22 protein-coding genes are annotated in these 24,131 nt (G+C 71.5%); 6 read left to right on the top strand and 16 right to left on the bottom strand.

Features of this window, described 5'->3' with window-relative positions; all coding sequences use genetic code 11:
- Nucleotides 1-146 precede the first annotated feature (146 nt).
- Nucleotides 147-1,064, top strand: coding sequence for a helix-turn-helix domain-containing protein (locus F9C41_RS18520; protein ID WP_230689731.1), 918 nt, complete (start codon nucleotides 147-149; stop codon nucleotides 1,062-1,064).
- A 267-nt stretch (nucleotides 1,065-1,331) separates the two neighbouring features.
- A complete protein-coding gene (locus F9C41_RS18515) occupies nucleotides 1,332-1,772 on the top strand; it encodes a permease-like cell division protein FtsX (RefSeq protein WP_230689765.1) in 441 nt (146 codons plus the stop codon).
- A gap of 59 nt (nucleotides 1,773-1,831) precedes the next feature.
- Here F9C41_RS18515 and F9C41_RS18510 read toward each other — a convergent pair whose 3' ends face one another.
- Nucleotides 1,832-2,323: a permease-like cell division protein FtsX gene (locus tag F9C41_RS18510; protein ID WP_155388078.1), complete on the bottom strand. Its 492-nt coding sequence runs from the start codon at nucleotides 2,321-2,323 to the stop codon at nucleotides 1,832-1,834.
- A 168-nt stretch (nucleotides 2,324-2,491) separates the two neighbouring features.
- Nucleotides 2,492-4,030, bottom strand: coding sequence for a hypothetical protein (locus F9C41_RS18505; protein ID WP_155388077.1), 1,539 nt, complete (start codon nucleotides 4,028-4,030; stop codon nucleotides 2,492-2,494).
- Nucleotides 4,031-4,234: 204 nt separating this feature from the next.
- Between F9C41_RS18505 and F9C41_RS18500 the strand changes: the two genes are divergently transcribed.
- Nucleotides 4,235-4,411, top strand: coding sequence for a hypothetical protein (locus tag F9C41_RS18500; RefSeq protein ID WP_155388076.1), 177 nt, complete (start codon nucleotides 4,235-4,237; stop codon nucleotides 4,409-4,411).
- A 127-nt stretch (nucleotides 4,412-4,538) separates the two neighbouring features.
- Nucleotides 4,539-5,588: a LacI family DNA-binding transcriptional regulator gene (locus tag F9C41_RS18495; RefSeq protein ID WP_230689730.1), complete on the top strand. Its 1,050-nt coding sequence runs from the start codon at nucleotides 4,539-4,541 to the stop codon at nucleotides 5,586-5,588.
- A 105-nt stretch (nucleotides 5,589-5,693) separates the two neighbouring features.
- Here the strand turns inward: F9C41_RS18495 and F9C41_RS18490 are convergent, their stop codons facing one another.
- The 12 genes from F9C41_RS18490 to F9C41_RS41345 all read right to left on the bottom strand — a co-directional run bounded on the left by F9C41_RS18490 (nucleotide 5,694) and on the right by F9C41_RS41345 (nucleotide 18,307).
- Entirely contained in the window at nucleotides 5,694-6,989 is a 1,296-nt protein-coding gene (locus tag F9C41_RS18490) for a glycosyltransferase 87 family protein (protein ID WP_155388074.1), read from the bottom strand.
- Between the two features lie 2 nt (nucleotides 6,990-6,991).
- Nucleotides 6,992-8,497, bottom strand: a complete 1,506-nt coding sequence (locus tag F9C41_RS18485) for a glycosyltransferase family 4 protein (RefSeq protein ID WP_155388073.1) — start codon at nucleotides 8,495-8,497, stop codon at nucleotides 6,992-6,994.
- Nucleotides 8,494-9,276 carry a glycosyltransferase gene (locus F9C41_RS18480; protein WP_230689729.1) on the bottom strand — a complete coding sequence of 261 codons (783 nt, stop codon included), beginning with the start codon at nucleotides 9,274-9,276 and terminating at the stop codon, nucleotides 8,494-8,496. Before F9C41_RS18480 ends, F9C41_RS18485 begins: the two co-directional genes overlap by 4 nt.
- Nucleotides 9,273-9,971 carry a transglutaminase-like domain-containing protein gene (locus tag F9C41_RS18475; RefSeq protein ID WP_155388072.1) on the bottom strand — a complete coding sequence of 233 codons (699 nt, stop codon included), beginning with the start codon at nucleotides 9,969-9,971 and terminating at the stop codon, nucleotides 9,273-9,275. Before F9C41_RS18475 ends, F9C41_RS18480 begins: the two co-directional genes overlap by 4 nt.
- A gap of 58 nt (nucleotides 9,972-10,029) precedes the next feature.
- The gene (locus tag F9C41_RS18470; protein ID WP_155388071.1) at nucleotides 10,030-11,169 is read right to left on the bottom strand and encodes an acyl-CoA dehydrogenase family protein; all 1,140 of its coding nucleotides are present in this window, start codon (nucleotides 11,167-11,169) and stop codon (nucleotides 10,030-10,032) included.
- 5 nt (nucleotides 11,170-11,174) lie between these two features.
- Nucleotides 11,175-12,620, bottom strand: coding sequence for an AMP-binding protein (locus F9C41_RS18465; RefSeq protein WP_155388070.1), 1,446 nt, complete (start codon nucleotides 12,618-12,620; stop codon nucleotides 11,175-11,177).
- Nucleotides 12,621-12,665: 45 nt separating this feature from the next.
- Nucleotides 12,666-13,454 (bottom strand): maleate cis-trans isomerase family protein, encoded by a 789-nt coding sequence (locus F9C41_RS18460; RefSeq protein WP_155388069.1) that lies wholly within the window; start codon nucleotides 13,452-13,454, stop codon nucleotides 12,666-12,668.
- Nucleotides 13,451-14,950 (bottom strand): MFS transporter, encoded by a 1,500-nt coding sequence (locus tag F9C41_RS18455; RefSeq protein WP_155388068.1) that lies wholly within the window; start codon nucleotides 14,948-14,950, stop codon nucleotides 13,451-13,453. The genes F9C41_RS18460 and F9C41_RS18455 overlap by 4 nt, the downstream gene beginning before the upstream one ends.
- Before the next feature lie 7 nt (nucleotides 14,951-14,957).
- Complete coding sequence (locus F9C41_RS18450) at nucleotides 14,958-15,647, bottom strand: HAD family hydrolase (RefSeq protein WP_155388067.1); 690 nt, start codon at nucleotides 15,645-15,647, stop codon at nucleotides 14,958-14,960.
- Entirely contained in the window at nucleotides 15,644-16,558 is a 915-nt protein-coding gene (locus F9C41_RS18445) for a pseudouridine-5'-phosphate glycosidase (RefSeq protein WP_155388066.1), read from the bottom strand. Before F9C41_RS18445 ends, F9C41_RS18450 begins: the two co-directional genes overlap by 4 nt.
- Before the next feature lie 89 nt (nucleotides 16,559-16,647).
- Nucleotides 16,648-17,019, bottom strand: a complete 372-nt coding sequence (locus F9C41_RS18440; RefSeq protein WP_155388065.1) for an ectoine synthase — start codon at nucleotides 17,017-17,019, stop codon at nucleotides 16,648-16,650.
- 85 nt (nucleotides 17,020-17,104) lie between these two features.
- Nucleotides 17,105-18,307: a phosphopantetheine-binding protein gene (locus F9C41_RS41345; protein ID WP_230689728.1), complete on the bottom strand. Its 1,203-nt coding sequence runs from the start codon at nucleotides 18,305-18,307 to the stop codon at nucleotides 17,105-17,107.
- Between the two features lie 185 nt (nucleotides 18,308-18,492).
- Between F9C41_RS41345 and F9C41_RS18430 the strand changes: the two genes are divergently transcribed.
- The gene (locus tag F9C41_RS18430; RefSeq protein WP_155388064.1) at nucleotides 18,493-18,687 is read left to right on the top strand and encodes a hypothetical protein; all 195 of its coding nucleotides are present in this window, start codon (nucleotides 18,493-18,495) and stop codon (nucleotides 18,685-18,687) included.
- A gap of 129 nt (nucleotides 18,688-18,816) precedes the next feature.
- Here the strand turns inward: F9C41_RS18430 and F9C41_RS18425 are convergent, their stop codons facing one another.
- Both F9C41_RS18425 and F9C41_RS18420 read right to left on the bottom strand, forming a co-directional pair.
- Nucleotides 18,817-21,816 carry an AfsR/SARP family transcriptional regulator gene (locus F9C41_RS18425; protein ID WP_196279832.1) on the bottom strand — a complete coding sequence of 1,000 codons (3,000 nt, stop codon included), beginning with the start codon at nucleotides 21,814-21,816 and terminating at the stop codon, nucleotides 18,817-18,819.
- A 220-nt stretch (nucleotides 21,817-22,036) separates the two neighbouring features.
- Nucleotides 22,037-22,510: a hypothetical protein gene (locus F9C41_RS18420; protein WP_155388062.1), complete on the bottom strand. Its 474-nt coding sequence runs from the start codon at nucleotides 22,508-22,510 to the stop codon at nucleotides 22,037-22,039.
- A gap of 114 nt (nucleotides 22,511-22,624) precedes the next feature.
- Between F9C41_RS18420 and F9C41_RS18415 the strand changes: the two genes are divergently transcribed.
- The gene (locus tag F9C41_RS18415; RefSeq protein WP_155388061.1) at nucleotides 22,625-24,130 is read left to right on the top strand and encodes a helix-turn-helix transcriptional regulator; all 1,506 of its coding nucleotides are present in this window, start codon (nucleotides 22,625-22,627) and stop codon (nucleotides 24,128-24,130) included.
- Nucleotide 24,131: the final 1 nt, after the last annotated feature.

Here is a 24,131-nt window from a genome sequence, read left to right as displayed (position 1 = left end):
TCGATCTGGTGGATACCGGACAGCATGCCCCTCGCAGGGTTGCCGGATCGGTGATCATTGTCGATACTCGGTCCATGCCACGAGGGGGGCAGTCGGTGCTTGCATGGCTTGGCATAGGCAATCTCACGGAGTCGGTGTATCGGGCAATGCTGGCCGATCACACCGCCAGCGTGCAGCAGCTCGCGATGCAGCTCGGCGCCACCGAGAAACAGATCCGGCAGGCGCTGGACCAGCTCGCCGACCTGTCCCTGCTCACGAACGACGAATCCGGTTCGCTGAAAGCGGTCGGTCCCTCGGTCGGGCTGACCGCACTGCTCGCCGAGGCCGAGCGTGAGGTGCTGGAACGCCAGCAGCAGATCTCCGCGACCCGCGATGCGATCGCCGCGATCGCGCATGAACAGGAGCGGCAGGCGCAGCGGGAGCTGTCCACGCGCCTGGAGGGCATCGACGCGGTACGGGCCCGCATCGAGCAGCTCAGCTGCAACGTACGCCGCGAGTGCGTGTCCCTCAACCCGCGCAGCACGCAGACCCCGGACGCGAAGTCGGCCAGCACACCGCTGAACCAGGCGATGCTGGCGCGCGGCGTGGGCCTGCGCGCGATCTATCAGGAGAGCTACCGCAACGATCCGGCGCTGGTGGCCCACGCACGCTGGCTGACCGGCCTGGGTGCCACGTTGCGGACGGCCTCCACCATCCCGATGCTGGCCATCGTGTACGACCGCGAGGTCGCGCTGCTGCCGCTCGACCCGCACAACAGCCGGCTCGGCGCCGTCGAGGTGCGCAGCCCTGGGATGGTGGCCGCGGTCTACGCCCTCTTCGAGCAGATCTGGGCCGGCGCGGTGCCCTTCGGCGAACCCGCACCGGTCGACGCCGACGGCCTGGCCCCGCAGGACAAGCAGCTGCTGTCGATGCTGGCCGAGGGGCACACCGACGAGATGGCCGCCCGCAAGCTGGGCGTCTCGCTACGGACGGTACGCCGCATGGCCGCCGACCTGATGGAGCGGCTCGACGCGCGCAGCCGTTTCCAGGCGGGGCTCGCCGCCGGGCGCCGCGGCTGGGTCTGACCGCTGCTCGTACGGCGATGCCGTGTCGGCGCGCTTCGCCCGATCCGCGGTTGCGGCCGGACACGACCGCATCAGTGCAGATCACCCGGACCACGAGGACACCGGTGATGAGACGACAGTCGCCGGTCGGACGCGCCCCCTACGAGCCGGTGAGTGCTGGTAGAAATTGTCTCCGTGCCAGAACCTCTTGATCAGCTGCCGGTGGAGTCCTCGCCCGCGACCGAGCCGAGCCCCGCCGCCCGGCCGACGACCCGACGCCTCGTGATCATGTCCCTGTCGGTGGTGGGCCTGTTGCTTGTCGGAGCGCTCACGGCCACCGGCGTGATGGCGCTGACGGGCAGGCTGGTGCCGGAGAACCGGTTCACCGTCACCGTCTACCTGGATCGCGACATCGACGCGGGGCAGAAGGCCGCCCTGCAGTCCGCGCTGGCCGCCCTCGACGGGGTGGAGGGCGTCAAGTACGAAAGCCGGGAGGAGGCCTGGCAGCTCTCTCAGCAGCTGCTCAAGGCTGACCCGGCGCTGGCCGCGAAAATCAAGGTCGACGACCTGCCCGATTCCTTCAACGCCGATTTCGCCGAGGTGGTGTTCGACTGCGAGCGCCTGACGCCCCTGACGAGCATGGCGGGAGCCGACACGATCGTCGTGCTCCAGCGGTCGAACGGCAGGAACCAGCCCACGGCGACCATCGCCTGCGGCAACCTGTTATAGGTCTGCGTACCGGCACAGGCAGCGGCGTCATCTCCATGCCCGCCGCTGCCTGTCGTCGGTCAACGCAGCAGATTCCCGCAGTTGATCTTCGCCCCGGGTTCGTCATCCTCGGGGCGCTGGACGACGATGACCCGCTCGACCACGGGCAGGCTCAGCAGCACGTCCAGACTCTCGCAGTCGAAGGCGGCGGCGACGATGTCGAGGCGAAACGATTCGGGCAGCGAAGCCGAGCCACCGGCCAGCAGGTCCTGGCGGTCCTTGGCCATCTCCTGGAATTCCTTCCAGGCTTGCTCACGGCTCTCGAACCGCACCGTGTCCACATCGTCGACATCGGACAACGCTTCTTCCACGGCGGCCTTCTGCTCCGCGGTGGCATCGAGTTTCAGAAAGACCGAGACCGCGTACTCGTGCTGCGGCGCGAACAGTGCGGGTGCGGCGATCACCGCCCCGCCAGCGCCCACGAGCATGATCGCCACCCCAGCCGCGGCCGGCACCCACCGCGGCAGGCGTCGGCGGGCCACGGGCGGCGTGAGGTCCGCGTTTGCTTCCACGGGCGGTGCTACATCCACAAGGTGATCATCTGTCTGGGACACGGCCACCAGTTCTACCAGCTCGCATGGGTTCGTGGGGGGCGTCCGCCCGGGGGCCGGCAAGTCGACGACGGTAGCCGTCTGCGTAGACGCGGCCGAGGCGTGCAGATGTTCGTGGTCGCGTCGGGCTCAGCCCACGGTGGCGCGGGCGTCAGCGAGGAAGCGATCCCGGTCGTCTCCGTGCGCAACCGCCGCGTTGTAGACGGCGTCGATCGCGGCGGCCAGCGGATCGTCACCGGCCAAGGCGGTCAGGGCGGGGAACGCGGCGGCCTGCTGGAGTATCTCGGTGACGGCCCTCGTGCTGAACACTGCCGGGTCCCGGCGCAGCGGCACGGTGGTACGCGGCACCTCGGGATCGGACAGCAGCCGGTTGAACGCGGCGGCACCGTGCTGCTCGATGAAGGATCCGGGCAGTGGGCGGGCGGCCTCGGCGGCGGCGAGCGCTTCGGCGATCCACCCGATCTGTTCCAGCCCGGCCACCCGCATCGCGCGGCGGGCCGCCCAGCAGGCTGTTTCGCGCTGGCGCGGGGCCGGCAGCGCCTCGATGCGGTCGAGCAGCGGTCGGTCGATCCGGGCCAGGGACTGCGCCTGGCCGGAGAGCGCGCGGACACGGTCCGACGGTGGCGTGCCACCCCATCGCGTGGCGTCACGCTCGGCTTGCCGGCGGCGGGCTTTCTCGACCTGCGCGTGTGCCTCGGTGGCCTGCTCACGAAGGGTGTCGATCCACGGATACGCCCCAGGGGCGTCGAGCAGGTGGTCCCAGATCAGGCCGAGTGCGAAGGCGTGCCGGCCGAGGACTCCCTCGTGCCGCAGCGTGTAGCCGTCCGGGCCGCCGGTCAGCCGTATGGTGCTCGGCTCGTCGTCGGGCAGCGCGACGAGCGGTTGCGGGAAGATCGGTTCGTCGGCGGTGGCCCACGTCCAGTCGAAGGTCTCGTCGTCGATCCTCTTCAGCCGGACCTCCAGGTCGCCGACCGGTAGCACGCCGACCGGGGCCTCGACCGGCGTGGGCCGGCAGCGGACCACCGCGACCCGTGGCAGGCCGGTGTCGTCCTCGTACGGGTCGGATGGCAGCGGTGGCAGGATGCTCGGACGCTGCGACGGGCGCGGCGCCAGTGACAGCATCGCCCATGCGGCGGCCTTCGCCGGTTTCTGTTCCCAGCCGCGGCGCTGCGGGTCGGCCAGCACGGTGCGCCATGGCACGTCCTCGGACACCGCCCAGATGTGCAGCTCGTGCCGCTCGGGCGGGTCGTCGTCGCTGCGCAGCTCCTCGTGCAGGCGGTCACGTGCGTGCACCCGCACCCGGATCAGCCCGCGCGGCACGGCGACATCGGTGAGTTCCGGCGCGGTGCCGCCCATCAGGCCGATGACCGACAACCGGCCGCTGGGGCTCCAGAGCGTCGCCTCACTGATCGCGTCCCAGCCGCCGTCGACCTGCGCCGGGGGCTCGGGCAGGACACGCACCCGCGCCTCGATCCAGCCGGTGTGCACGCCGCAGAAGCCGACGACCTGGTTCGGCCCGCTGACGTGCAGCAGCCCGTCGCCGAGGGTGTAGATCCGGGCCCCGGACGCGCCCGGCACCGTGCCCACCTCGTACTGGTTGTAGCTGACGAACAGCCGCACCCAGCCGCTCACGTCAGTCAGCTGATCCGCATCAGGGAGACCGTCCACGGTCCGATCCTATGGTCGCCGGACCGCTGGAGCCTGATGCCGACGGGAGTCTGCCGGTGCTCGCGGTGATCGTGGTCTCGCGTCGGAACCCGCGATCATGTCGGTGAATTTATCTGTACCGGTCCAGTAAATCTCTTGACCGGTACAGTCGCGCTCCTTTACTGTATCGGTACAGAATAAGTTTTCCGAAGTCAGGAGACCGTCGTGGAAATGCCAGCCGCCTTCGTCAGCGCCGTCGACAACGTCACGTATGAGTTCGCCAGCGCCCGCCCCAACGCTCCGGTCGTCCCGCACGTGGAGCGGCCCCACCGCATCCGGGCGGTCCGCGACGGGCTCGCCCGCGGCATCACCCGGGCCGCCCGTTTGATCAAGACGGCCTGAGCCGACCAACTGCTAATCTGAAACCTCGATCGGCACCGCGGCGGCGCGCCGCGGCCGAACCGGACGAGCCGCCACCGGCCGGGGCGGCGGACGTGGCTCAGCGAGTGGCGGTGACGTGGCGGCACGGGTGACCCTGCAGACGATCGCCGACCGTGTCGGCGTGAGCCGGATGACCGTGTCGAACGCGTTCTCGAAACCGGACCAGCTCTCCGCCTCGCTACGCGAACGGATCCTCGCCGCCGCTGCGGAGGTCGGCTACGTCGGGCCCGACCCCACAGCCCGTGCCCTGGCCAAGGGCACCACGGGCGCGGTCGGGATCGTGCTGACCTCTTCGCTTCGCTTCGCCTTCACCGACCCGGTCGCCACCAGCTTCCTCGGCGCGATCGCCGAGCAACTCGGCCCGACCGGTCTGGCGCTCACCTTGCTGACCTCGTCCGATGACGGCGAGGTCGTTCCCGCGCGCGACGTCGCCATCGACGGCGCGCTGGTGTACTCCTGCGATCCGACGTCACTGGCCGTGCAGTACCTCACGCGCCGCCGCCTGCCGCTGGTCTACATCGACCAGACCCCGGTCGACGGCATCGCCGCGGTCAACGTGGACGACCGTGCCGGGGCCCGCGCCGCCGCCCAGCACCTGATCGACCTCGGCCACCGCAGGATCGGCCTGCTGATGTCGGGCGCGCACGGCAGGCACGGGCTGATCGGGCCGGAGGACGTCACGGTCGACGGGCACGCCTCGACGCAGCGCCGGCTTGGCTGGCGCGACGCGCTCGACGCGGCCGGGATCGTGCCGCTGATGGCCCGCCAGGACGGATCCGTGTTGGAGCTGGCGAAGGCGGGAGCGCGGCTGCTGCTTGACCGTCCCGACCGGCCCACCGCCATCCTGTGCTTCTCCGACGCGGTCGCCTACGGCGCGCTGCAGGTCGCCGAGGAGCTCGGTATCAGCGTCCCGGCGCAGCTTTCGATCGTCGGCTTCGACGACAGTCCGTTGGCGACGCAGATCCGGCCGGCGTTGACCACCGTGCGCCAGGATGTCGTGGCCAAGGGCCGGGTCGCCGCCGAGGCGCTGAACGCCGCGATCGAGGACACCCGCGCCGGACGTGTCGTCACGGCCGAGCATGTCGTGCTGCCCACCGAGCTGGTCGTGCGGGGCAGCACCGCTCCCCCACCGGCCTGACCAGGCCGATCCGCGGCACCGCCCCGGGTGCCGCGGCACCGCACGTCACGCACACGGATGCCGCGGGGGACGCCAGGACGGCGTCCCCCGCGGCACCGGTACGGCTCAGCCCGCCAGGGCCTGCGCCGGTTCGCGGACCGGGGCGGCCGTGGCCACCGCCGCCGGCGTCACCGCCGGGGCAGGCAGGTTACGGCGAACCCAGAACGGGCCGACGATGAGCAGCAGCAGACCGGTGAGCGGGAACATCGCGCCGATCACCTGCTCCCAGGCTGCCAGCGCCATCGGTGCGGGCGGCGACTCCTGGATGCCGAGCAGCGAGAAGATCCGCACCGTGAACGCCGTGACCAGCAGCGCCGTGGTCACCGCCAGGCCCACCGAACGCTTCTGGTACGCCCGGACGGCCAGCCAGATCAGCAGCGGGATCACGTACACCCAGTGGTGCTCCCAGCTCACCGGCGAGACCAGCAGGCCGGTGATGGCGGCCGCGGAGAAGCCCAGGAAGTCCGAGCCCCGCTGGTGCACGTAGCGGGCCACCGCCAGACCCGCGACCGCCACCAGGGCCAGCACGACCAGCCACCAGTTCGCGAACTGCTCGACCGACATCGCGCGGGCCATCGCCCCGGACAGCGACTGGTTCGGGGTGTCGAACACGCCGCCGGCGCGGGAGGAGTGCAGGACCAGGCCGCCCCAGTAGGTCGCGGAGTCGCCCGGCATCAGCACGAACCCGGCCGCGACCGTCGCGAGGAACGCCCCCAGCGCGGTGCCGGCGGCCCGCCACTGGCGGGTGACGACCAGGTATCCGATGAAGATCAGGGGGGTGATCTTCAGGCCGGCGGCGATGCCGATGCCGATGCCCCGCCAGCGGCCGGTGTTGCCGCGGAAGTCGAACAGCACCAGCAGCAGCAGGAACATGTTGATCTGTCCGGCGATCAGCTGGATCCGCACCGGCAGCAGCCAGGTCGCCAGGGCGAGCACGACGACGGTCAGCACGGCGTGCACCCGCGGGTCGCGGACTCCGGCGATGCGCAGCGACATCCACGCCACCGCGCCGAGCGCGACCAGCGAGACCGCGTTCCACACGAAGCTCGCCGTGCCGATGGGCAGGAACGACAGCGGGACGAAGAACAGGATCGCGGTCAGCGGCGGGTACAGGTACGGCATCGGGCCGTACAGCGGTGACTGGATCACGACGTCGTACAGGGAGGTGCCGTCGCGCACGGCCAGGCCGCTGGCCAGGTAGACCTTGAGGTCGACGGTCCAGCGCTGGACCCAGTAGGCGTCGTGGGTGAACACGGCCTCGGCGATCAGCGCCAGCACGATGGCGCTGAGGACCACCGCGATCGCGGTGCCGATGACGAGCCGGCGGCTCGGGCGGGTGGACGGGGTTTCTGTGGTGTACATGGTCAGCCTCTCTTGAAGGTGAGTGGACGGCGGTTGGCGGGGATCGGGCTCGGGTCGCGCAGCAGCGACGGTGCGGCCGGCGCCTGTTCCCGGTTAGGCGGTCGGGGTCGGGTACGCCGGGCGGGTGGCCCGGCCAGTAGTGGGGGCAGCGGATGCGGTCCGATGAGCAGGTCGTCGTGCCCGGCCAGGCGGTGCCCGGCGCCGGTGACGCCCAGGCGTGCCAGCACGCCGAGCGCGTCGAGCTCGTCGCAGCCGTTGAGCATCACGTTGACCTGCCCGTCGGTGGTGGCCACCTCGTCGGTCGGGCGCAGTGCGCCGGCCGGCACGTGCGCGCCCGCGGGCAGCCGCACCAGGGTGGCGATGTCGGAGCGGGCCGAGCGGCGGCGGGCCGCGCCGGAGTGGTGCGCGCGGATCTGGTGTTCGACGACCCCGGCCAGCAGCGCGGCGCTGCGCTGCCAGGTGAAGCAGTCGGCCCAGGTCCGGCATGCTTGCGCGGCCCGCCGGACGTTTGCGGGGTCGGCCAGCGCCGTCAGCCGTTCGATCAGTGCGGCAGGCAGGTCCTCCAGGGAGTCGACGAGGTGTCCGGTCCGCCCGGCCCGCAGGAAGTCCCGGGTGCCGGGTGCCTGCAGCGCCACGCCGGGTACGCCGTATGCGGCGGCGGCCAGCAGTGGGCAGCCGCAGGCTGCGCCGGTGGCGGTGGACACGGTCAGCCAGGCGCGGCGCAGCCAGGCGTCCCTTTCGCCGTCGGTGACCCGGCCGTGCAGGGTCACCGACGCTGCCGTCGGTGATGTCGCGGCCAGGTCGCGCAGCGCGGCGAGTTGCGGGCCGTCGCCGAGTATCTCGACGCGCAGGCCCGGCACCGCCGCGGCGACCTGCGGCACGGCTTTGAGCAGCAGGTCGATGCGCTGCTCGGCGACCAGGTCCACGTCGACGACGATCATCGGCGCCGGGGCCCGGCCTGGGTCCACGCCGGAGCTCGCGGGCGGTGGCGGTGCACCGGGCGGGACGACGAAGATCGGGCCGCCGAAGCGGTGCCGGTGGCGCAGGTCGTGCCGTGCCGACGGGGACAGCACGACCACGGCCTGGTCCGGGCGGTTCCAGCGGGACACGGGGCCGGTGAGCAGCCGGCGCAGGCGGCCGGCGGGGCGTGGGCGGATCCGGTGCACCACCGGCACCACCGGTACGGATTGGCCGGTGACCAGCGGTATCACTGCGCCGTGGTCGCCGCCGTCGAGGATGGCGTCGAACCGGGCGCCTTCGCCGACCAGGCGGGTGAGGGCGCCCAGCGGGCTGAGCGAGCGCAGGATCCGTACGCCGGCGATGGTCTGCTCGGCGCTCATGCCCGGCGACCGTGTCGTCGACCAGGTCACCTCGCAGCCGTCGGCGGCCCAGCGCCGGGTGATCTCGTGCAGGTAGTGCTCGATGTCGCCGGCGTGCGGGTGTCCGATGTCGTACCGGCTGAGCACGAGCACCCGCCGGGTTCGCGGGGTCGGGCGTGGGGTGCTCATCGGGCACCTGCCTGGCTGGTGCCGAGCCGGTCGGCCCGGTAGAGGCGCAGCAGGTCGGCGAATGCGGCCCGCCCGTCGCGCAGCGGGCGGAACGTCGAGCGCTCGTCGTCGGTCCAGGTGACGGGGATCTCGGCGATGCGGCCGCCGGCGCGGCGCAGCTGGCGTAGCAGTTCCACGTCGAAGGCGAATCCGTTGACCTGGCAGCGGTGCAGCGCCTGCTGGACCGCTACCCGGTCGAAGATCTTGAAGCCGCACTGGGTGTCGTGGATGCCGGGCACGAGGCGGCGGGCCAGGTGGCGGAACACCGACCCGCCGAGCCGCCGTAGCAGTGGTTGCGGGTGGGTCAGTTCGGCGCCGGGGGCGTGCCGGGACGCGATCGCGGCGGTGGCGCCGGCTTCGAGTTCGGCGATGGCCCGGTTGAGGGTCGGCACCGGGGTGGACAGGTCGGCGTCGATGAAGCCGACGAATCGGGCGGTGCTGCCGGCGATGCCGCGGCGCACTGCCGCGCCCTTGCCGGGCCGGGAGCAGCCGACGACGACGACCTCCACGTCCCAGCCGCAGGCGTCGACGATGGTGGCGGTGTCGTCGGTGCTGCCGTTGTCGACGACGACGACGCGGGCGTGCCAGGGCTTTGCCGACAGGAAGCCGGTCACCGCGGCGAGTGTCGCGGGCAGCCGGGCGGCCTCGTTGAACGCGGGTACGACCAGTTCCAGGTCGGCGTGCTCCCGGCGGTTCGGTGCGCGCCCCGGCGGCGCCGTGCTGTTCTTCAGCGGGTTCACCACCCACCTCCCGGGGCGGCGGCGTCGGCGATCAGGGAGCCGCGGGCGGTGGTGTGCTCGCCGGCGAACAGCTTGGGGTGGGCGGCGCGGATGCCGCCGACGACCATGTCGTAGGGCACGTCGTCGAATTCGCCGTGCTCGTGCAGGAACTCCATGTGCCGGCGGCCGTCCTCGTCGTACGGGTGGTACATCGAGTCGGTGCGCCCGTCGAACTCCAGCGGCTTGATCTTGTAGAGGTGGCAGAGCAGTTTGTTGAAGACCGGGGTGGCGCGCACCCAGCGCCCGTCGAGGTGCACGGTGGTCAGGCTGTGGAAGGTGAAGATGTTGCCGCCCATCAGCTCCTCCAGGCGGGGCGAGGCGAGGTGGTTGCGCACGTCGCCGTAGTAGATGCGGCTGGGCACGCCGACCGAGCGCACCGCGGCGGCGTACACGATGGACTTGTGCACGCAGAAGCCGGTGCCGCGGGTGATCGTGGCGCTGGCCTGCAGGCCGTGGCGGGACAGGTCTGCGCCGTACACCTCGTAGTGGATGCCGTCGCGCACGGCGTAGTAGAGCGCGACGGCCTTCTCGGTCGGGGTCAGGTCCTCACCGCCGCCGGGCAGGGCCCGGGCGACGAAGTCACGCACGACGTCGGAGTCGTGGTCGAGGAACTCGGTGGTCTGGAGCAGGGCGGTGTCGATGGCTTGGGTCGGCATGGTGGTTTCCTCCCGAGGTAGGGCTGGTCGATGAGGGCGGAGCGGCGTGGCGACGGCCTCATAGGCCGAGCATCTTGGCGATGCGCTGGCGCTGGATGTCGGAGGTGCCGGAGTAGATGGTCCCGGCGACGGCGTCGCGCAGGTCCTTCTCCAGGCCGTACTCGGTGGTGTAGCCGTAGCCGCCGAAGATCTGGACGGCGGACAGCGCGGAGGCCAGGTTGCCTTCGCTGGCGATCAGCTTGCTGGCGGCGATGTCGACGGTGACGTTCTCACCGTTGCCGAGCCGCTGGCCGGTGTCGTAGAGCCATTTGCGGGCGTTGTTGACGCTGATGTGCATGTCGGCGATGCGGTTGGACACCGACTGGAAGCTGCCGATCTTCTGGCCGAACTGCTCGCGGGTGCGGGCGTAGTCGATCGAGCGTTCCAGCCGGTGCTGCATCTCCCCGACGTTGATGATGAAGGAGCAGAGGATCTCCCATTTCATGACGTGGTCCATGACGAGGTAGCCGGCGCCGAGCGAGCCGACGACGTTGGCCGCCGGGACCCGGCAGTCGTCGAGGAACAGTTCGCAGAACGGTGAGGTGCTCAGGCCCATCTTGGTGACGGGCGGTCCGACGACCAGGCCGGGCGTGTTCCGGTCGACGAGGAACGCGGTCAGCGCGGCGGGGCTGCCGCGTTTTCCGGTCAGCGCGTAGACCACGATGACGTCGGCGATCGGGCCGTTGGTGACGAACGCTTTGCTGCCGTTGAGGACGTAGTCGGCACCGTCGCGCACAGCGGTGGTGCGCATCGCCATCACGTCGGAGCCGCCGGACGGTTCGCTGATCGCGTGCGCGCCGATGATCGATCCGTCGCAGACCCTGGTGAGGTAGCGGTCCTTGAGGTCGGTGGAGCCGAAGCGTTGCAGCGGCACGCCGGTGCTGACGAGGTGGGTGGACACCGAGAAGCTGAATCCGCCGTCGCGGCAGGCGTAGCCGAGCCCTTCCAGGACGTACATCGTGGTGAGCAGGTCCTGGCCGAGGCCGCCCCAGCGCTCGTCGAAGGGCAGGCCCAGCAGGCCGGTCTCCCGGACCGTCTGCCACGCCGCGGCGCCGAACTCTCGGTGCGCGTCGCGTTCGAGGTGGTCCTTGCCCGCGGCCTCGCCGAGCTCCTCGGCCAGGGTGCGCAGGTCGCGCTGTTCCTCACTCCAGGTGATCATGGTGGTCAGCTCCCTTCGGCGTTCGCGTGCGCGGCACGGCCGCGGCGCTGGCGCAAGACGTTGCGGTCGACCTTGCCGGTCGAGGTGCGGGGCAGGGCTTCCTCGACCAGTTCGAACGAGCCGGGTATGGCGGTGCGGGGCAGGGCGGCGGCGCAGTGCACCCGCAGGTGCAGCCCGTTGACCGCCGACGCGGTCCGGGCCCGGACCACCGCGTGCAGGACGTTGCCGGCGTGCTGGTCCGGCACGGCGATCACGGCGGCTTCGACGACCTCCGGGTGGGCGAGCACGACCTGCTCGACCTCCTGCAGGTTGGTCCGCACGCCGCGGACCTTCACCTGGTGGTCGTTGCGGCCTTCGAGGAAGACCAGCCCGGACTCGTCGCGCCGGACCAGGTCGCCGGTGCGGAACCAGCCGTCGTGCCAGCGGCCGGTGTCGGTGCCGAGGTATCCGCGGGCCCGGAACGGGGTCCGTACGACCAGTTCGCCGGTGCCGGCGCCGGTGAGCTCGGCGCCGTCGGCGTCGACGACGGAGGTCTGGACGCCGGTGATCGGATGCCCGATCGGCATCGCACCGTGGGCGCGTACCTGTTCGGGATCGATGCGGTACAGGAAGCTGTCGTTGGTCTCGGTGCAGCCGTAGACGTTCCAGAGCCGGGCGTCGGGGAACGCCTCGACGATCCGGTCCAGCAGGGCCGGTGGCACGACGTCGCCGGTGAGCAGCACATCGCGTACGCCGGGGAAGCGGTCGCCGCCCTCGGTCACCAGCCGGAAGAACAGCGGGACCGCCTGCACCACGGTCGGCTGCCGGTCCCGGCAGAACGCGGCCAGCCACGCCGGGTCGGCGGCTCGTTCCGGGTCCACCAGCTGCGCGCACGCGCCGGCGGCCAGCGCGGCCCACACGTCGAGCAGGCACAGGTCGAAGTTGAGGGGCGCGTAGTTGAGCACCCGCGCGCCGGGGGCGATGTCGAAGGTCATCGCCGTCCAGTCCAGGAACGCGTCGACGCCGTCGGCGGCCAGTTCGACGACCTTCGGTGTGCCCGTCGATCCGGAGGTGGTCAGCAGCAGGCCGGTGCCGGGCAGCGGCCGGCCGGGGGCGCCGCTGGGCCGGGCCGTCACGCGGCCGTCGGTGCTGTCGAGGATGTCCGCGCAGCCGACGAGCGTGCACAGCCGGGTCAGCGCCTCGGCACCCAGCGACGCTGAGGGCAGCAGCACCCGGCGGCCTGCCGCGAACGCGGCGATCAGCAGCGCGACGGTGTCGGGGGTTTTCACGGCCGGGATGCAGACCGGCAGCTGCGGGTCGATGTGCAGTGCGGTCAGCGCCTGCTGTGCGAGCAGGACCCGGGTCTGTAGTTGCCGGTAGGTGACGATGTCGCTGTCGGTGGCCAGGGCCGGGGCGTCGGGTGTGGCGCCGACCTGGTCGGCGAAGGCGGCACAGAATGTTGGCGTGGGCACGGTTTCTCCTGTTCGGGTCGCTGGTGGGTGGTGGGCGGGTGCGGGTCAGGGGTGCGCGTCGACCAGGCGGCCGCCTCCGGGGACGGTGTCGTGCAGGCCGGCGATGGCGAGCAGCCGGCGCAGGCAGGCCTGGTTGGAGGTGACGACGGGGACGTCCAGTTGCCGTTCGAGTGCGGCCACCGCGTCCCAGGACCGAAAGCCGCTGCCGGGGATCAGCACCCCGTCGGCGTCGGGCGGGAATGCGGCTGCCACGTGCCGGCTGACCTCGTCCGGGTCGACCGCCCAGCGGCCGCCCTGGTCGAACAGCCGGTGCCGCTGCACCGTGTCCCAGCCGGTGCCGAGCTGGTAGTGGACCAGGCCGGCCACCTCGTAGCCCGCTGCGGCCAGGTAGCGCTCGGCTGCGGCGAACGTCGGCGCGGTGAACCACGGCGGGGCCACCACCAGCGGGCGGCGTACGCCCAGCTCGCTCAGCCCGGCGCGGATCGCCTCCCCGGCGGTGTAGACCGGGGTGCCGCCGGCGAGTTCGCTGGCCGCGGCGGCGAAGCCGCGGTCGAAGGCCAGGCCGCCGAAGAAGCTCGCCGAGGCGAAGCACAGGCAGATCGCGGTCAGGTCCATCTGGCCGAGCTGGGTCAGCCCGCGGCGGATGTCCGGGTGGGCGATCAGGTTCTGCCAGGTCTCGTGGGTGTATTCGGCGCCGGTGCTGGTGGGGCTTTCGAAGCGGGCGGCGTGAACGCTGACCCCGGCCGGTGCCCGGCGCGACAGCTCCGCCTCCACGACGGGGTCGTTGTGCACGACCAGCACGCCGAGCTGCGCGACCCAGGCCGCGGCCCTCACGACCGGCTCCGGTCGGCCGTGCCGGCGCCGACCCGCGGCTCGTCGCCGGCGGTCGGGTCGCTGTCGGCGAGCGGCGCGTCGTGGCCGGTGCCCACCGGTGCGCCGGGGCTGGCCGGTCCGCGGCGGGGCAGGCCGAACCAGGCCAGGGCCGCGCCCGCGGCGGCGGCCACGGCGGTGGTGACGAACGCGGCCCCGAAGTCGCCGGGTCCTGGGTCGACGCCGAGCACCAGCACGAGCACGGCCACGCCGAGGGCGCCGCTCATGTACTGCGCGGTCGTCATCAGTGCGCTGCCGACGCCTTGGTTGCGGTCGTCGATGTCGGCGGTGCCTGCGATGAACATCGACACGTACGTGATCCCGTGCGCGAAACCGGTGATCAGCAGCCCGGGCAGCAGGTGCAGCAGGTAGCTTTCGCCGTGCACCTGCGCGGCCAGCAGTCCCAGGCCCGCGGCGTTGCCGACGAAGGCCAGGCACAGGGTCGCCCGGACGCCGATGGCGGCCACGATCCGGGCGGCGACCGAGTTCGCGACGGTGATCGCTGCGGCCATCGGCAGGAACGCCATGCCTGCCGCGATCGGGCCGTAGCCGCGCAGCTGCTGCAGCAGCATGGTCAGGACGAAGAACTGGTTGCCGACGCTGGCCATGTACAGCGCGGTGCTGCCGCAGCCGACCAGCAGCGACCGGGTGCGCCGCAGCAGCGGGTCGACCAGCGGGTGGGCGCTGGCGCGTTCGCGCAGCACGAACGCGGCCAGCAGCACGGCCGCGACGGCGAATGCGGCCTGCGTGCCGCCGTAGCTCCACCCGTTGCTGGAGGCCCAGGTCAGGGCAAGTGCGGTGGACAGCACGGTGCCGGTGCACAGAATCGCGCTGGGCACGTTCAGCTGGCTGGCCGTGGCCGTGGTGCCGCGGCCGCGGGGCAGCCACCGCACGGCGCCGATCGCGCAGATGAGGGCGAGCGGCAGGTTGATCAGGAACACCCAGCGCCAGGAAACGGTGCTGAGCAGGCCGCCGATGACCACGCCGGTGGCCAGGCCGGACGCGCCGACGGTGCCCCATACGCCGAGCGCACGGTTGCGGGCGGCGCCGGCCGAAAACGACGTGTTGATCAGGGCGATGATCGCGGGTTGCAGCGCCGCTGCGGCGACACCCTGCACGGCGCGGGCGGCCAGCAGCAGTGCGGGGGCGGTGGCCAGGCCGCCGGCGAGGGCGGCGACGCCGAACACGGCCATCGCGGCGATGAACAGGTTGCGGGGCCCGAACCGGTCGGAGGCCCGGCCGCCGACGACCAGGAATCCGGCGAAGAAGACCGCGTACCCGCTGACGACCCACTGGATGGAGCTTTCGGACAGGTCGAACTCGGCGCCGATGTTGGGCAGGGCGATGTAGACGATGGAGTAGTCCAGGGCGATGAGGAACTGCGCGATCGCCAGGACGGTCAGGGTCGCGGCGGGCGACGTCGGCTTGGCGACGGTCCCGGTCCGCTGGGCGGAGGTCATGATGGGTTCACCTCGGGGTGAGGTCGAAGGGGCGGGCGGTGGGCTCGTCGAGCAGTGCCGGGCCGAGTGCGGCCGGCCCGGCGTAGACCGCGCGGGCGCCGGCCAGGACCAGCTCGGCGCGGGTGGCGACGCCGGTGCTGACACCGATCGGGCGCATGCCGGCGGCGTTGGCCATGCGCACGTCGTCGACGGCGTCGCCGACGACGACGCAGTCGGCCGGTGGCGTGTCCAGCGCGGCGGCGGCGAGCAGGGCCAGGTCGGGGTACGGCTTGCCGCGCTCGGTCATGCCGTGGCAGGCCAGGGTGTCGAAGGCGTCGAGCAGCCCGGCGGCGTCGAGCAGTTCGATGGCGCTGGGCCGTACCTTGCTGGTGACGACGGCGAGCGGGTGGCCACGCTCGCGCAGCGCGGCGAGCAGTTCGGGTACGCCGGGGAAGACCAGCCGGGACGCGGACGGGATGACGGTGCGGGTGAACAGTTCCCGGGCCCGGTCGGCGGCCTGTGCGACGGCGGGGTCGTCGGCGGGCAGTTCCAGCAGCCCGGCCAGGGACGCGGCCAGGGGGCGGCCGACGGTGGCACGCAGCCGGTCGTCGGCGGCGGTGCGGCCGTGCTCGGCGACGACGGTGCGCAGCACCTTGGTCATCGCGGCCGGGGTGTCGACCAGGGTGCCGTCGACGTCGAAGAGGATCGCGGTGGTCATGGCTGCTCCCGCAGCGCGCAGGCGACCTCGGCGGCCAGGGCGCTGGTGGACAGCAGCACTGACCGGTTGGCTGCGGCGGTGCGGCCGCGGGTGGCCGCGGAGACCCGGCTGAGGATGTACGGGGTCATCGCGGGTCCGTGCACGCCGGCGGCTTCGGCCTCGGCCTGGACTTCGCTGATCAGCGCGTAGACCTCCGCCGACGGCAGCGCGTCCAGTTCGCTGATCGGGTGGGTGACCAGGAATCCGCCCTGGTTGCCGACCTGCCAGTGCAGCCGGATCGCTTCGGCCAGTTCGGTGAGGTCCTCGACGCGGCGGGGATTGCGTACGCCGCTGGAGACGCTGTAGTAGGCGGGGAAGTCGTCGCAGCGGTAGCCGACCACGGGCACCCCGAGGGTCTCCAGGTACTCCATGGTCAGCGCGGGGTCGAGCAGGGATTTGGCGCCGGCGCAGACCACGGCGATGCGGTGGCGGGTGAACTCGACCAGGTCGGCGGAGATGTCGAGGCTGCGGGTGGCGCCGAAGTGCACGCCGCCGATGCCGGCCACCGCGAACACCTCGATGCCGACCTGCCCGGCCGCGACCAGGGCGGCCGAGACGGTGGTGCCACCGTGTCCGCGGCCGGCCAGCACGGAGCCGATGTCGCGGGTGCTGACCTTCGGGATGTCCGGGGTGGTCGCGAACAGTTCGACCTGCTCGTCGGACATGCCGATGACGAACTTGCCGTCGACGATGCCGGTGCGGGCGGGAGTCGCGCCGCCGGCCCGGATCGTCTTGTCGATGTCGAGTGCGGTCTGCAGGTTGAGCGGGTAGCTCAGGCCGTGCACGACGCCGGACGATTCCAGGGCCACCACCGGTCGGCCGTAGGCCAGCGCGTCGGCGACCTCCTCGGAGATCGTGAAATAGCTGTTCATGGGTGCTCCTAAACGACGGTGTGGCAGATGAGCTGGGCCGGGGCGGCGGGCGGGGCGTGCTGGCCCCGCCCGCCCGCGCCGGGGGCGGTTCAGTACTCGGAGTAGCCGTCGGCGTCGAGGTTGTGCCGCTCGTGGCCCTGCAGCGGCGGGTTGAACACGCTGATCAGCTCCATGTCGGCGTCCGGGTCGGCGATCAGGAAGTGCTCGTCGTGCTGGTCGAGGGCGTAGATGACGCCGGGCTCGATCTCGTGGGTGACGCCGTCGGAGATCACCTGTCCGCGGCCGGAGATGCAGTAGCAGGCCTCGAGGTGGTTGCGGTACTGCAGCGGCGACTTCGAGCCGGCCCGCACCACGGTGTGGGCGACGGCGAAGCCCATGTTGTCCTTGGCGACGAGCAGCCGGAAGCTGGTGCCGTTGCCCCAGTCGACGGCGGGAACCTCGGTCCTGGCCTTGACGATCATGTTCGTTTTCCTTTCTGTTTCCGCACCGGTTCGGTGGGCGGCGCGGTCGGGTGGTGGGCGGTGCACCTCGCGGTGCGGGGGCGGGTCAGACGAGGCTGTGGGCGTCCTCGACGAATGCGGCGATCGAGGCCACCGAGCTGAACTGGGCGGGCGAGATGTTCTGGTCCTCCACGGCGATGTGGTAGCGGTCGGCGACCCAGGCGATGAGCCGCAGCAGCCCGAGGCTGTCGACCAGCCCGTTGTCGAGCAGGTCCAGGTCGGCCGGGAGCTGCTCGGCAGGGACGTCGGGGGCGAAGGTGGTGACGATGAACTGCCGGATCTCGGCCTCGTGGGACATGTGGGGTCCTTTCCTCGGGGCCACCGGCGGGGTTGCCGGGGCGGGCATCTGGGGCGGGTTCGACCCGCCGGGGTGCGCCGGCGGGTCGCCGGCGGTGGGGTGCGCCGGGCCGGCGGCTGCGGTACGGCTGCTGAGCAGCTCGAACAGCAGCACCTGGTCCGGGTCGGCGCGGCCGACGTTTTCGCCGAGCACGACCTGGCGCAGATCGCCGGCAATCCGGTGCGCGGCTCGGTGATCGCGGCGGACGGTGCCGGCGGTCAGTTCGTGACCTGTGGTGTCGGTCAGCGCGAGGTCGTCGACGAACACCTGGTTGACCTGTGCGAGCACGCCCGGCGGCAGGTCCTGACCGGACACGTTGACAAGCAGCGCGCCCTTGGCCAGGTGCATGGCCGCGGGCCGGTCACCGGCCGGATCGGTGATGACGATCAGGTTCGCGCCGAACGCCGACTCCGCGGGCGAGGCCGCCAGGGCCAGTACGACGCCGGCCAGTTCCAGTTCCTCGACCAGCTGCGCGTCGAAGACCGGCCGGTCCGATGGCTGCCGGTGGAGCAGGTCACGGTGGGGCCGGGTGTCGTGGTCGGAGGTGTCGTGCTGCGCGGCCCGCTGCGGGCCGGCGGCCGCGTCGGTGAGGTACACCGAGAGGTGGCTGATGCCGGGCACGTGGCGCGCCAACACGGTGGTGTGCAGCTGGGCGGCGTCGCGGGAGCCGATCACCGACGCGGTGACCACACCCCGGCCGAGCAGGTGCCGTGCCGCCAGCGCGGCCAGCACCGCGGCGCGGTACGCCGGCCGCTTTGCAGACAGCCCGGGCGGGCAGTCGATCCGGTCCCAGATCTCGGCCGACAGGATGGACGTCGCGCCGATCATCAGCTGCACGGCCACCGTGTCGACCGGGTCGGCCGCGCCGCCCCAGAGTTCTCCGGGACCTGAACGGGCGAACAAGGTGCCCATCGGGCTCTCCCTCCGTGGTCGTGGTTGCGACTCTCACGGTGGGTGCCGGCGCTATCGGCGCGCCTTCAGGAAGTTATCGACGCGCTTGCCGTCGGGAACAGCGTTCGAAGTCCGATTCGATAGCGGACCGCGATCTGGTGATGACACAAAGCCACGGCACAGCCACCACCTGGAGGAAAGCCACCATGTCCGTCACCCGCAACGCCGCCGCCACCGTCAAGTTCGCCGTCGCCGCAGCCGCGCTCACCGCCGCGTTCGCCATCGGCCTGGCCGGCGGCGCCGACGCCGGTCAGAACTCGGCGCTGGGAGAGGTGATCTGCCCGGCGGACACGCACTGGAGCATCCAGCTGGGCACCTGCGTCCGGGACGACACCCTCTGAGCCGCCCTGTCGACATAGCACTGGGCCGCCCGCTTAGCGGGCGGCCCAGTGCTATGTCAACGCCCGCCTCAGGCTGCCCGGCAGCCGTGGGCCGAGCACGAAGACCCAGCCGGCAGCCCGACCCACCTGCTAGACCGGCCGGTTTCCTGCCAGCCCAGCCCAGGCCGCGACACCTTCGGCCACCGGCGGGGCGAGCTGATCCGCCTTCGCCAGCAGCAGGTTCGCCCGCTCCTGCCAGAACGTCGAACCGAGCCGGCCGAACAGTTCCGCGGCCTCCCACAGATGCGCCGCCCCGGCCTCGGCCCGCCCGGTGGCCAGCGCGATTTCGCCGAGCGAGAACCGGCAGCGCGCCTCGACCAGGCGTTCGCCGAGGCTACGGGCCCGTTCCAGGGTGTGCCCGAGGATCACCTCGGCATCGTCGGACCGGCCTTCCCGGTGGCGCAGCAGGCCCAGGCTGTACAGGGCGTGGGTCTCCCCGATCCGGTCGCCGGTGTCCCTGACGATGCGCAGCACCTGGTGCAGGCACGGCTTGGCCAGGTCGAGCCGGCCCGTCGCCAGGTGGACCTCGGCGAAGCGGTGTAGCACCTGCGCCTGCACCCGCAGGCAACCGGTCTGCTCGCAGATGACCAGCGCCTGATCCAGCAGTTCGGTCGCCCCCTGGTAGTCGCCCTCGTCCATCCGGTACTTGGCCAGGTTGCGCATGATGTGGGCCTCACCGATGCGGTCACCGACCCGGCGCATGATGTCCAGCGAGGCGGCGTACTTGCCGAGCATCGACTCGACATCGCCGCGCAGGCCGTCGATGTGCGCGGCGTTGCGCAGCACCAGGGCGCAGCCGTGCTCCAGTCCCTCCGCCCGGAACATCTCCAGCGCGGTGGCGAAGCAGTCGTCGGCTTCGGCGAGCCGGCTCTGGAACAGGTACAGCGTGCCCAGCGAGTAGCGCATCGCCGCCATGCCGATCCGGTTGCCGTCGCGTTCGGCGGCCTGGTAGGCGAGGTTGGTGCACTCGCGCCAGTCGTCGAAGTAGCCCTTGGACTCGAACAGGCTGATCATCGTCAGACTGAGGTCCCAGCACAGCTCGCTCAGACCTGCCTCGGCCGCCTGGCGGACGGCGACGGCCAGCGCCCGCCGCTCGGCCTCCCACCAGTCCGCCGGGTCGCCGATCTGGCGGGCGGCCTCCTCGGGTGGCATGGTCCACCGCTGTGCGCCACCGTGCAGGGTGGTGTAGTTGCCGCCGTAGTCGATCTGGTGCGCGGCCTCGGCCAGCGCCAGCCACCCGCCCAGCACCCGGGCCAGCGCCGCCGCGCTGTCCTGATCGGTCTCCTCCTCGGCGAGTTTCTCCGCCGCGTACACCCGGATCAGGTCGTGCAGGCGGTAGCGCACCGAGGTGTACGGGTACTGCACGATGTCGACCAGGCGCGCGTCGACCAGGCTTTCCAGGATGTCCTCGGCCTCACCCGTGGAACAGTCCAGCAGGGCCGCGGCGGTCCAGCCGGGAAAGTCGGGGGCCCGCAGCAGCGAGCAGAGCCGGAACAGCCGCTGTGCCTTGGCGTCCAGCGCCCGGTAGGCCAGCCGGATGCTGGACCGCAACTCCAGGCCGTGATGGGTGAACTCGTCCAGGCGCTTGGCCTCGTCGCGCAGCCGGTGCACCAGCCCGCCGAGCCGCCAGTGCGGGCGCGAGGCCAGCCGCGCGCCGGTGATCCGCAGGGCCAGCGGGAGCCCGCCGCACAGGTCGGCCAGTTCCGCGGCGTCGGCGCGGTCGGCGACGATGCGGTCCCGGCCGACCATGCCGGTCAGCATCTGCAGGGACTGCTGCAGGTCGAAGACGTCCAGGTCGATCTGGCGGACTCCGGGCAGGCCGGTCAGGCGCAGCCGGCTGGCGATGATGACCCCGCATGAGGAGCTGCCGGGCAGCAGCGGCAGCACCGGCAGCTCGGGTGGGACGTCGTCGAGCACGACGAGCATCCGCTTGCCCGACAGCATGCTGCGGTACAGCTCGCCGCGCTCCTCGACGCCGTCGGGGATGGCCGAGCCGGTGACGCCGAGCGCGCGCAGGAACCGCGCGAGCAGTTCCGCGCTGCGGTCCTGGCGGTCCCAGGTGTGCATGTCGGCGTAGAGCTGACCGTCGGGGTACTGCTCGCCGAGTTCGTGGGCTGCGCGGATGGCGAGGCTGGACTTGCCGACCCCGTCCATGCCGGAGATGACCACCACGGGCATGCCGCGATGGTCGCGGTCGTCGTCCGGGGAGCGGCCGAGGACCTGCCGGATCTGGTCGAGCTGGTCGTCGCGGCCGACGAAGTCGGTGATGCTGGCCGGCAGCTGGCGGGGTAGGACCGGAGTCGGCAGGCGGGGTTGGGGTGGTGTCCACCTCGGCGCCGGTGGCGGGGCGGCCGGTGACGCCTCGTCGGTGGGCCCGAGCGAGGGGTCGCGCTGCAGGATGGCCCGTTCCAGGTGCTGCAGCTCCGCGCCTGGGTCCAGGCCGAGTTCCTCGGCGAGGATCTCCCGGGCCCGGCGGGCCGCGGCGAGCGCGTCGGCCTGCCGGCCGCACCGGTAGAGGGCCAGCATCAGGTATGCGTGCAGCCGTTCTCGCATGGGTTGTTCGACCACGAGGGCCCGCAGTTCGAGGATCACTTCCTGGTGGCGGCCCAGTTCGAGGTCGAGTTGGATGCGCTCCTCGACGGCGGTGAGGCGCTGGTCCTCCAGGACGGTGGCGGCGCGCTGGACCTGGTCGCTGGAGATGCCGGACAGTGCGGCGCCGCGCCACAGGGCCAGGGCCGCGGTGAGGGTGGCGGACGCCTCGGCTTTGGCTCCCGCGTCGGCCTGCCGGCGCGCGTCGGCCAGCTGGGCGGTGAACTGGAGGCTGTCGACGTGTTCGGGGGGCAGTTGGAGCAGGTAGCCGGGTGGTCGGGTGCTGATCGCCTCGGGGTGGCCGATCTCCTGGAAGATGCGGCGCAGTGCGGAGATGCAGATCTGGATCTGGCTGCGTGCGGTGGTCGGGGGGTCCGCGCCCCAGACGGCGTCGATGAGCTGGTCCACCGGCACGACGCGGTTGGCGTTGAGGCCCAGGACGGCCAGGACGGTGCGTTGGCGTGCTCCGCCGAGGTTGACCGATCGGTCGCCGATCGTCATTTCCACAGGGCCGAGTAGTCGCAGACCCATCCAGTGTCTCCCCCGTTGACTGTATGGTCGGCTTACAATAGCTGACGACAATTCCCATGTCGACAATAATCGATATATTGTATGTGTTTAGGACTTCCTTCCACGCCAATCCCAATCCCTGGACCATCGCATTCGCACAGGCACACCTCCACCTGCGGCAAGAATTCACACAGTCGCCCCGGGTCAGCACCTACGCGGGGTCCCCAGGAGTTCGGTCTGGCACTCGCGCCAAGACGAGTCGGCCACGCACAACGGCATTGGCAGGCATACGCCAAACCACATCAAGGCTGACTGTCTCCGCCACCTTCTGAGCCGAGCACGCAGACTCGAATTCCCAGATGCCGTCGTACATGTCGTCGTCGTCGGCGTGGTCTTCGGGCCGACCTGGGATGTTGAACTGGTCAAGGTAGTGCTGCTCGAGCGGGAGCGGGTCGCCTGACGATGTCCAGGGAGCAAGGCTGTTGTAGCGGCGCACGGTGTGGCCGTCACGAGCGATGAGCCAGACAGATCCGTCGTCCTGTGCACCCCAGTAGAAGGCGTGAGCCTCGCCGTAGGTCCCGCTCAGCGCCTCGACGCGTAGCCGCACTTCTTCCCGGCGGCTGACGTCGGCGGGATTGCACCAGGGACCGACTACGGCAGTCCAGCCGTTGATCTCACCTGTCACGCACACCAATCCCGCGTCCCTGCCGTACCGGTGGGTGGCAAGTGCCATCACGCGGCATGACCGGCCCGTTCCCGGGCCCCTTATACATCGACGTTCGCTGGTTTACTGTCGCTTATGGACTTGCGCCGGCGTCGGGTCAGGGCAGGGCTCTCCCTCAACCAACTGGCAGAGCTCACCGGGTACGACCGCACCTACATCAGTAAGGTCGAGCGCGGCCTGTCCGCCGGGTCGAGCGAGATGCGCCGCAGGTGCCTCGCCGCAGTCGACGAGCACCAGTCGCAGCATCCCGAGCCCGTTGTTGTCGCCCCCGACGACAACATGCCCAGTCGTGTGCCCGCGCCGTCGCCGTACCAGACTTTCGGACCAGAGCTGCAACGCCGCCGCAAGGCAGCGGGTCTGACGCTCCGGCAACTCGCGGCCCGGATCCCCTGCGATCCGGCGTCGCTGTCCAACTACGAACACGGTCGCAGGTTTCCCTCGCCGGACATCGCCCGGCATTGCGATCGCCTGCTCGCGGCGGACGGAGCGCTGACAGCTCTGCTGAACCCCGTGCCGCAGGACGCGGCCCGGGACGACGAGCAGGCATGGGTGATGGGAGTCGACGTGAGTGGCCGGGGTTGGTTCACCGAGATCGACCGGCGCACGGCCCTGCGAACGAGCGCCGCGCTGGGAGTCTCTCGCTGGTTCGACGGCTCGGTCACGTCCGCGCACGCCGACGTGACCGAGCTGACGAGCCTGTTCTCCACTATCAGGGCCATGTGCCAGCAGGTCAGCCCGGAGCTCGCCCTTCCGGTGCTGGTCAGCAAGACCAACGGGATCCGGCGCATGGCCGAGGCCACGGGCTCGCGGAGGCCGTCCGAGCTGCTGACCGTGGCATCGCACTACGCGATCTATACCGGCAAGATGTTCCAGGAGGCGGGGGACTTCACGGCCGCGAGCCGGTGGACGGCGCAGGCCCGCGACTGGGCTTTGCGCTCCGAGAGCCCTGGCCTCCTGGCGTACGTCCTGGCCCGCCAGGCGCTGCTGACCTTCTACGCCGACGGAGCCGCCGAAGAGATCATCGGATTGGCGCGTTCCGCGCAGAGCCTTCCCGGTGTCTCTTCGCGCACGTTGGGGCTCGCCGCGCTGCGCGAGGCGTTGGGGCACGCCCGAGCGGGCGACGAGACGGCCTGCCGGCGCTCCCTGGAGCGCGCCGGTGACCTGCTACGCGACGCCGCGGGTGAACCGGCCCAAGACCTGGCCGGGTTGGAGGCGTCCACGGTGACCGACCACGTCGCCATCACCAAGGCCTACTGCCTCTACCTGCTCGGCCGTCCGAGCCGGGCCGCGTCGATGCTGGAAATCCAGCTGGCCACCGTGCCCGCACAAGCCCGCCGCGCTCACCTGTACTTCGGCGCCAGGCAGGCCCTGGCGCACGCCGCCGCGGGTGAGATCGACCAGGCTTGCGCGCTGACATGGCGGCTGCTGCCCACGATGGCGGACACCGCGTCGGCGACCGCGCTGCGCGACCTGCGCGCGCTCGTGCGGGTGCTGAACCGCCACCGCCGGCACGCCGCCGTGTCGCACCTGCTCACCGAGATGAACCACATCCTCACCACCGACCTCCGGAGAGCGGTGTGAA

The sequence above is a fragment of the Catellatospora paridis genome (genome assembly GCF_009720365.1).
GTDB classification, from domain to species: Bacteria; Actinomycetota; Actinomycetes; order Mycobacteriales; family Micromonosporaceae; genus Catellatospora; species Catellatospora paridis.
This window is presented reverse-complemented; position numbering and strand designations above follow the sequence as displayed.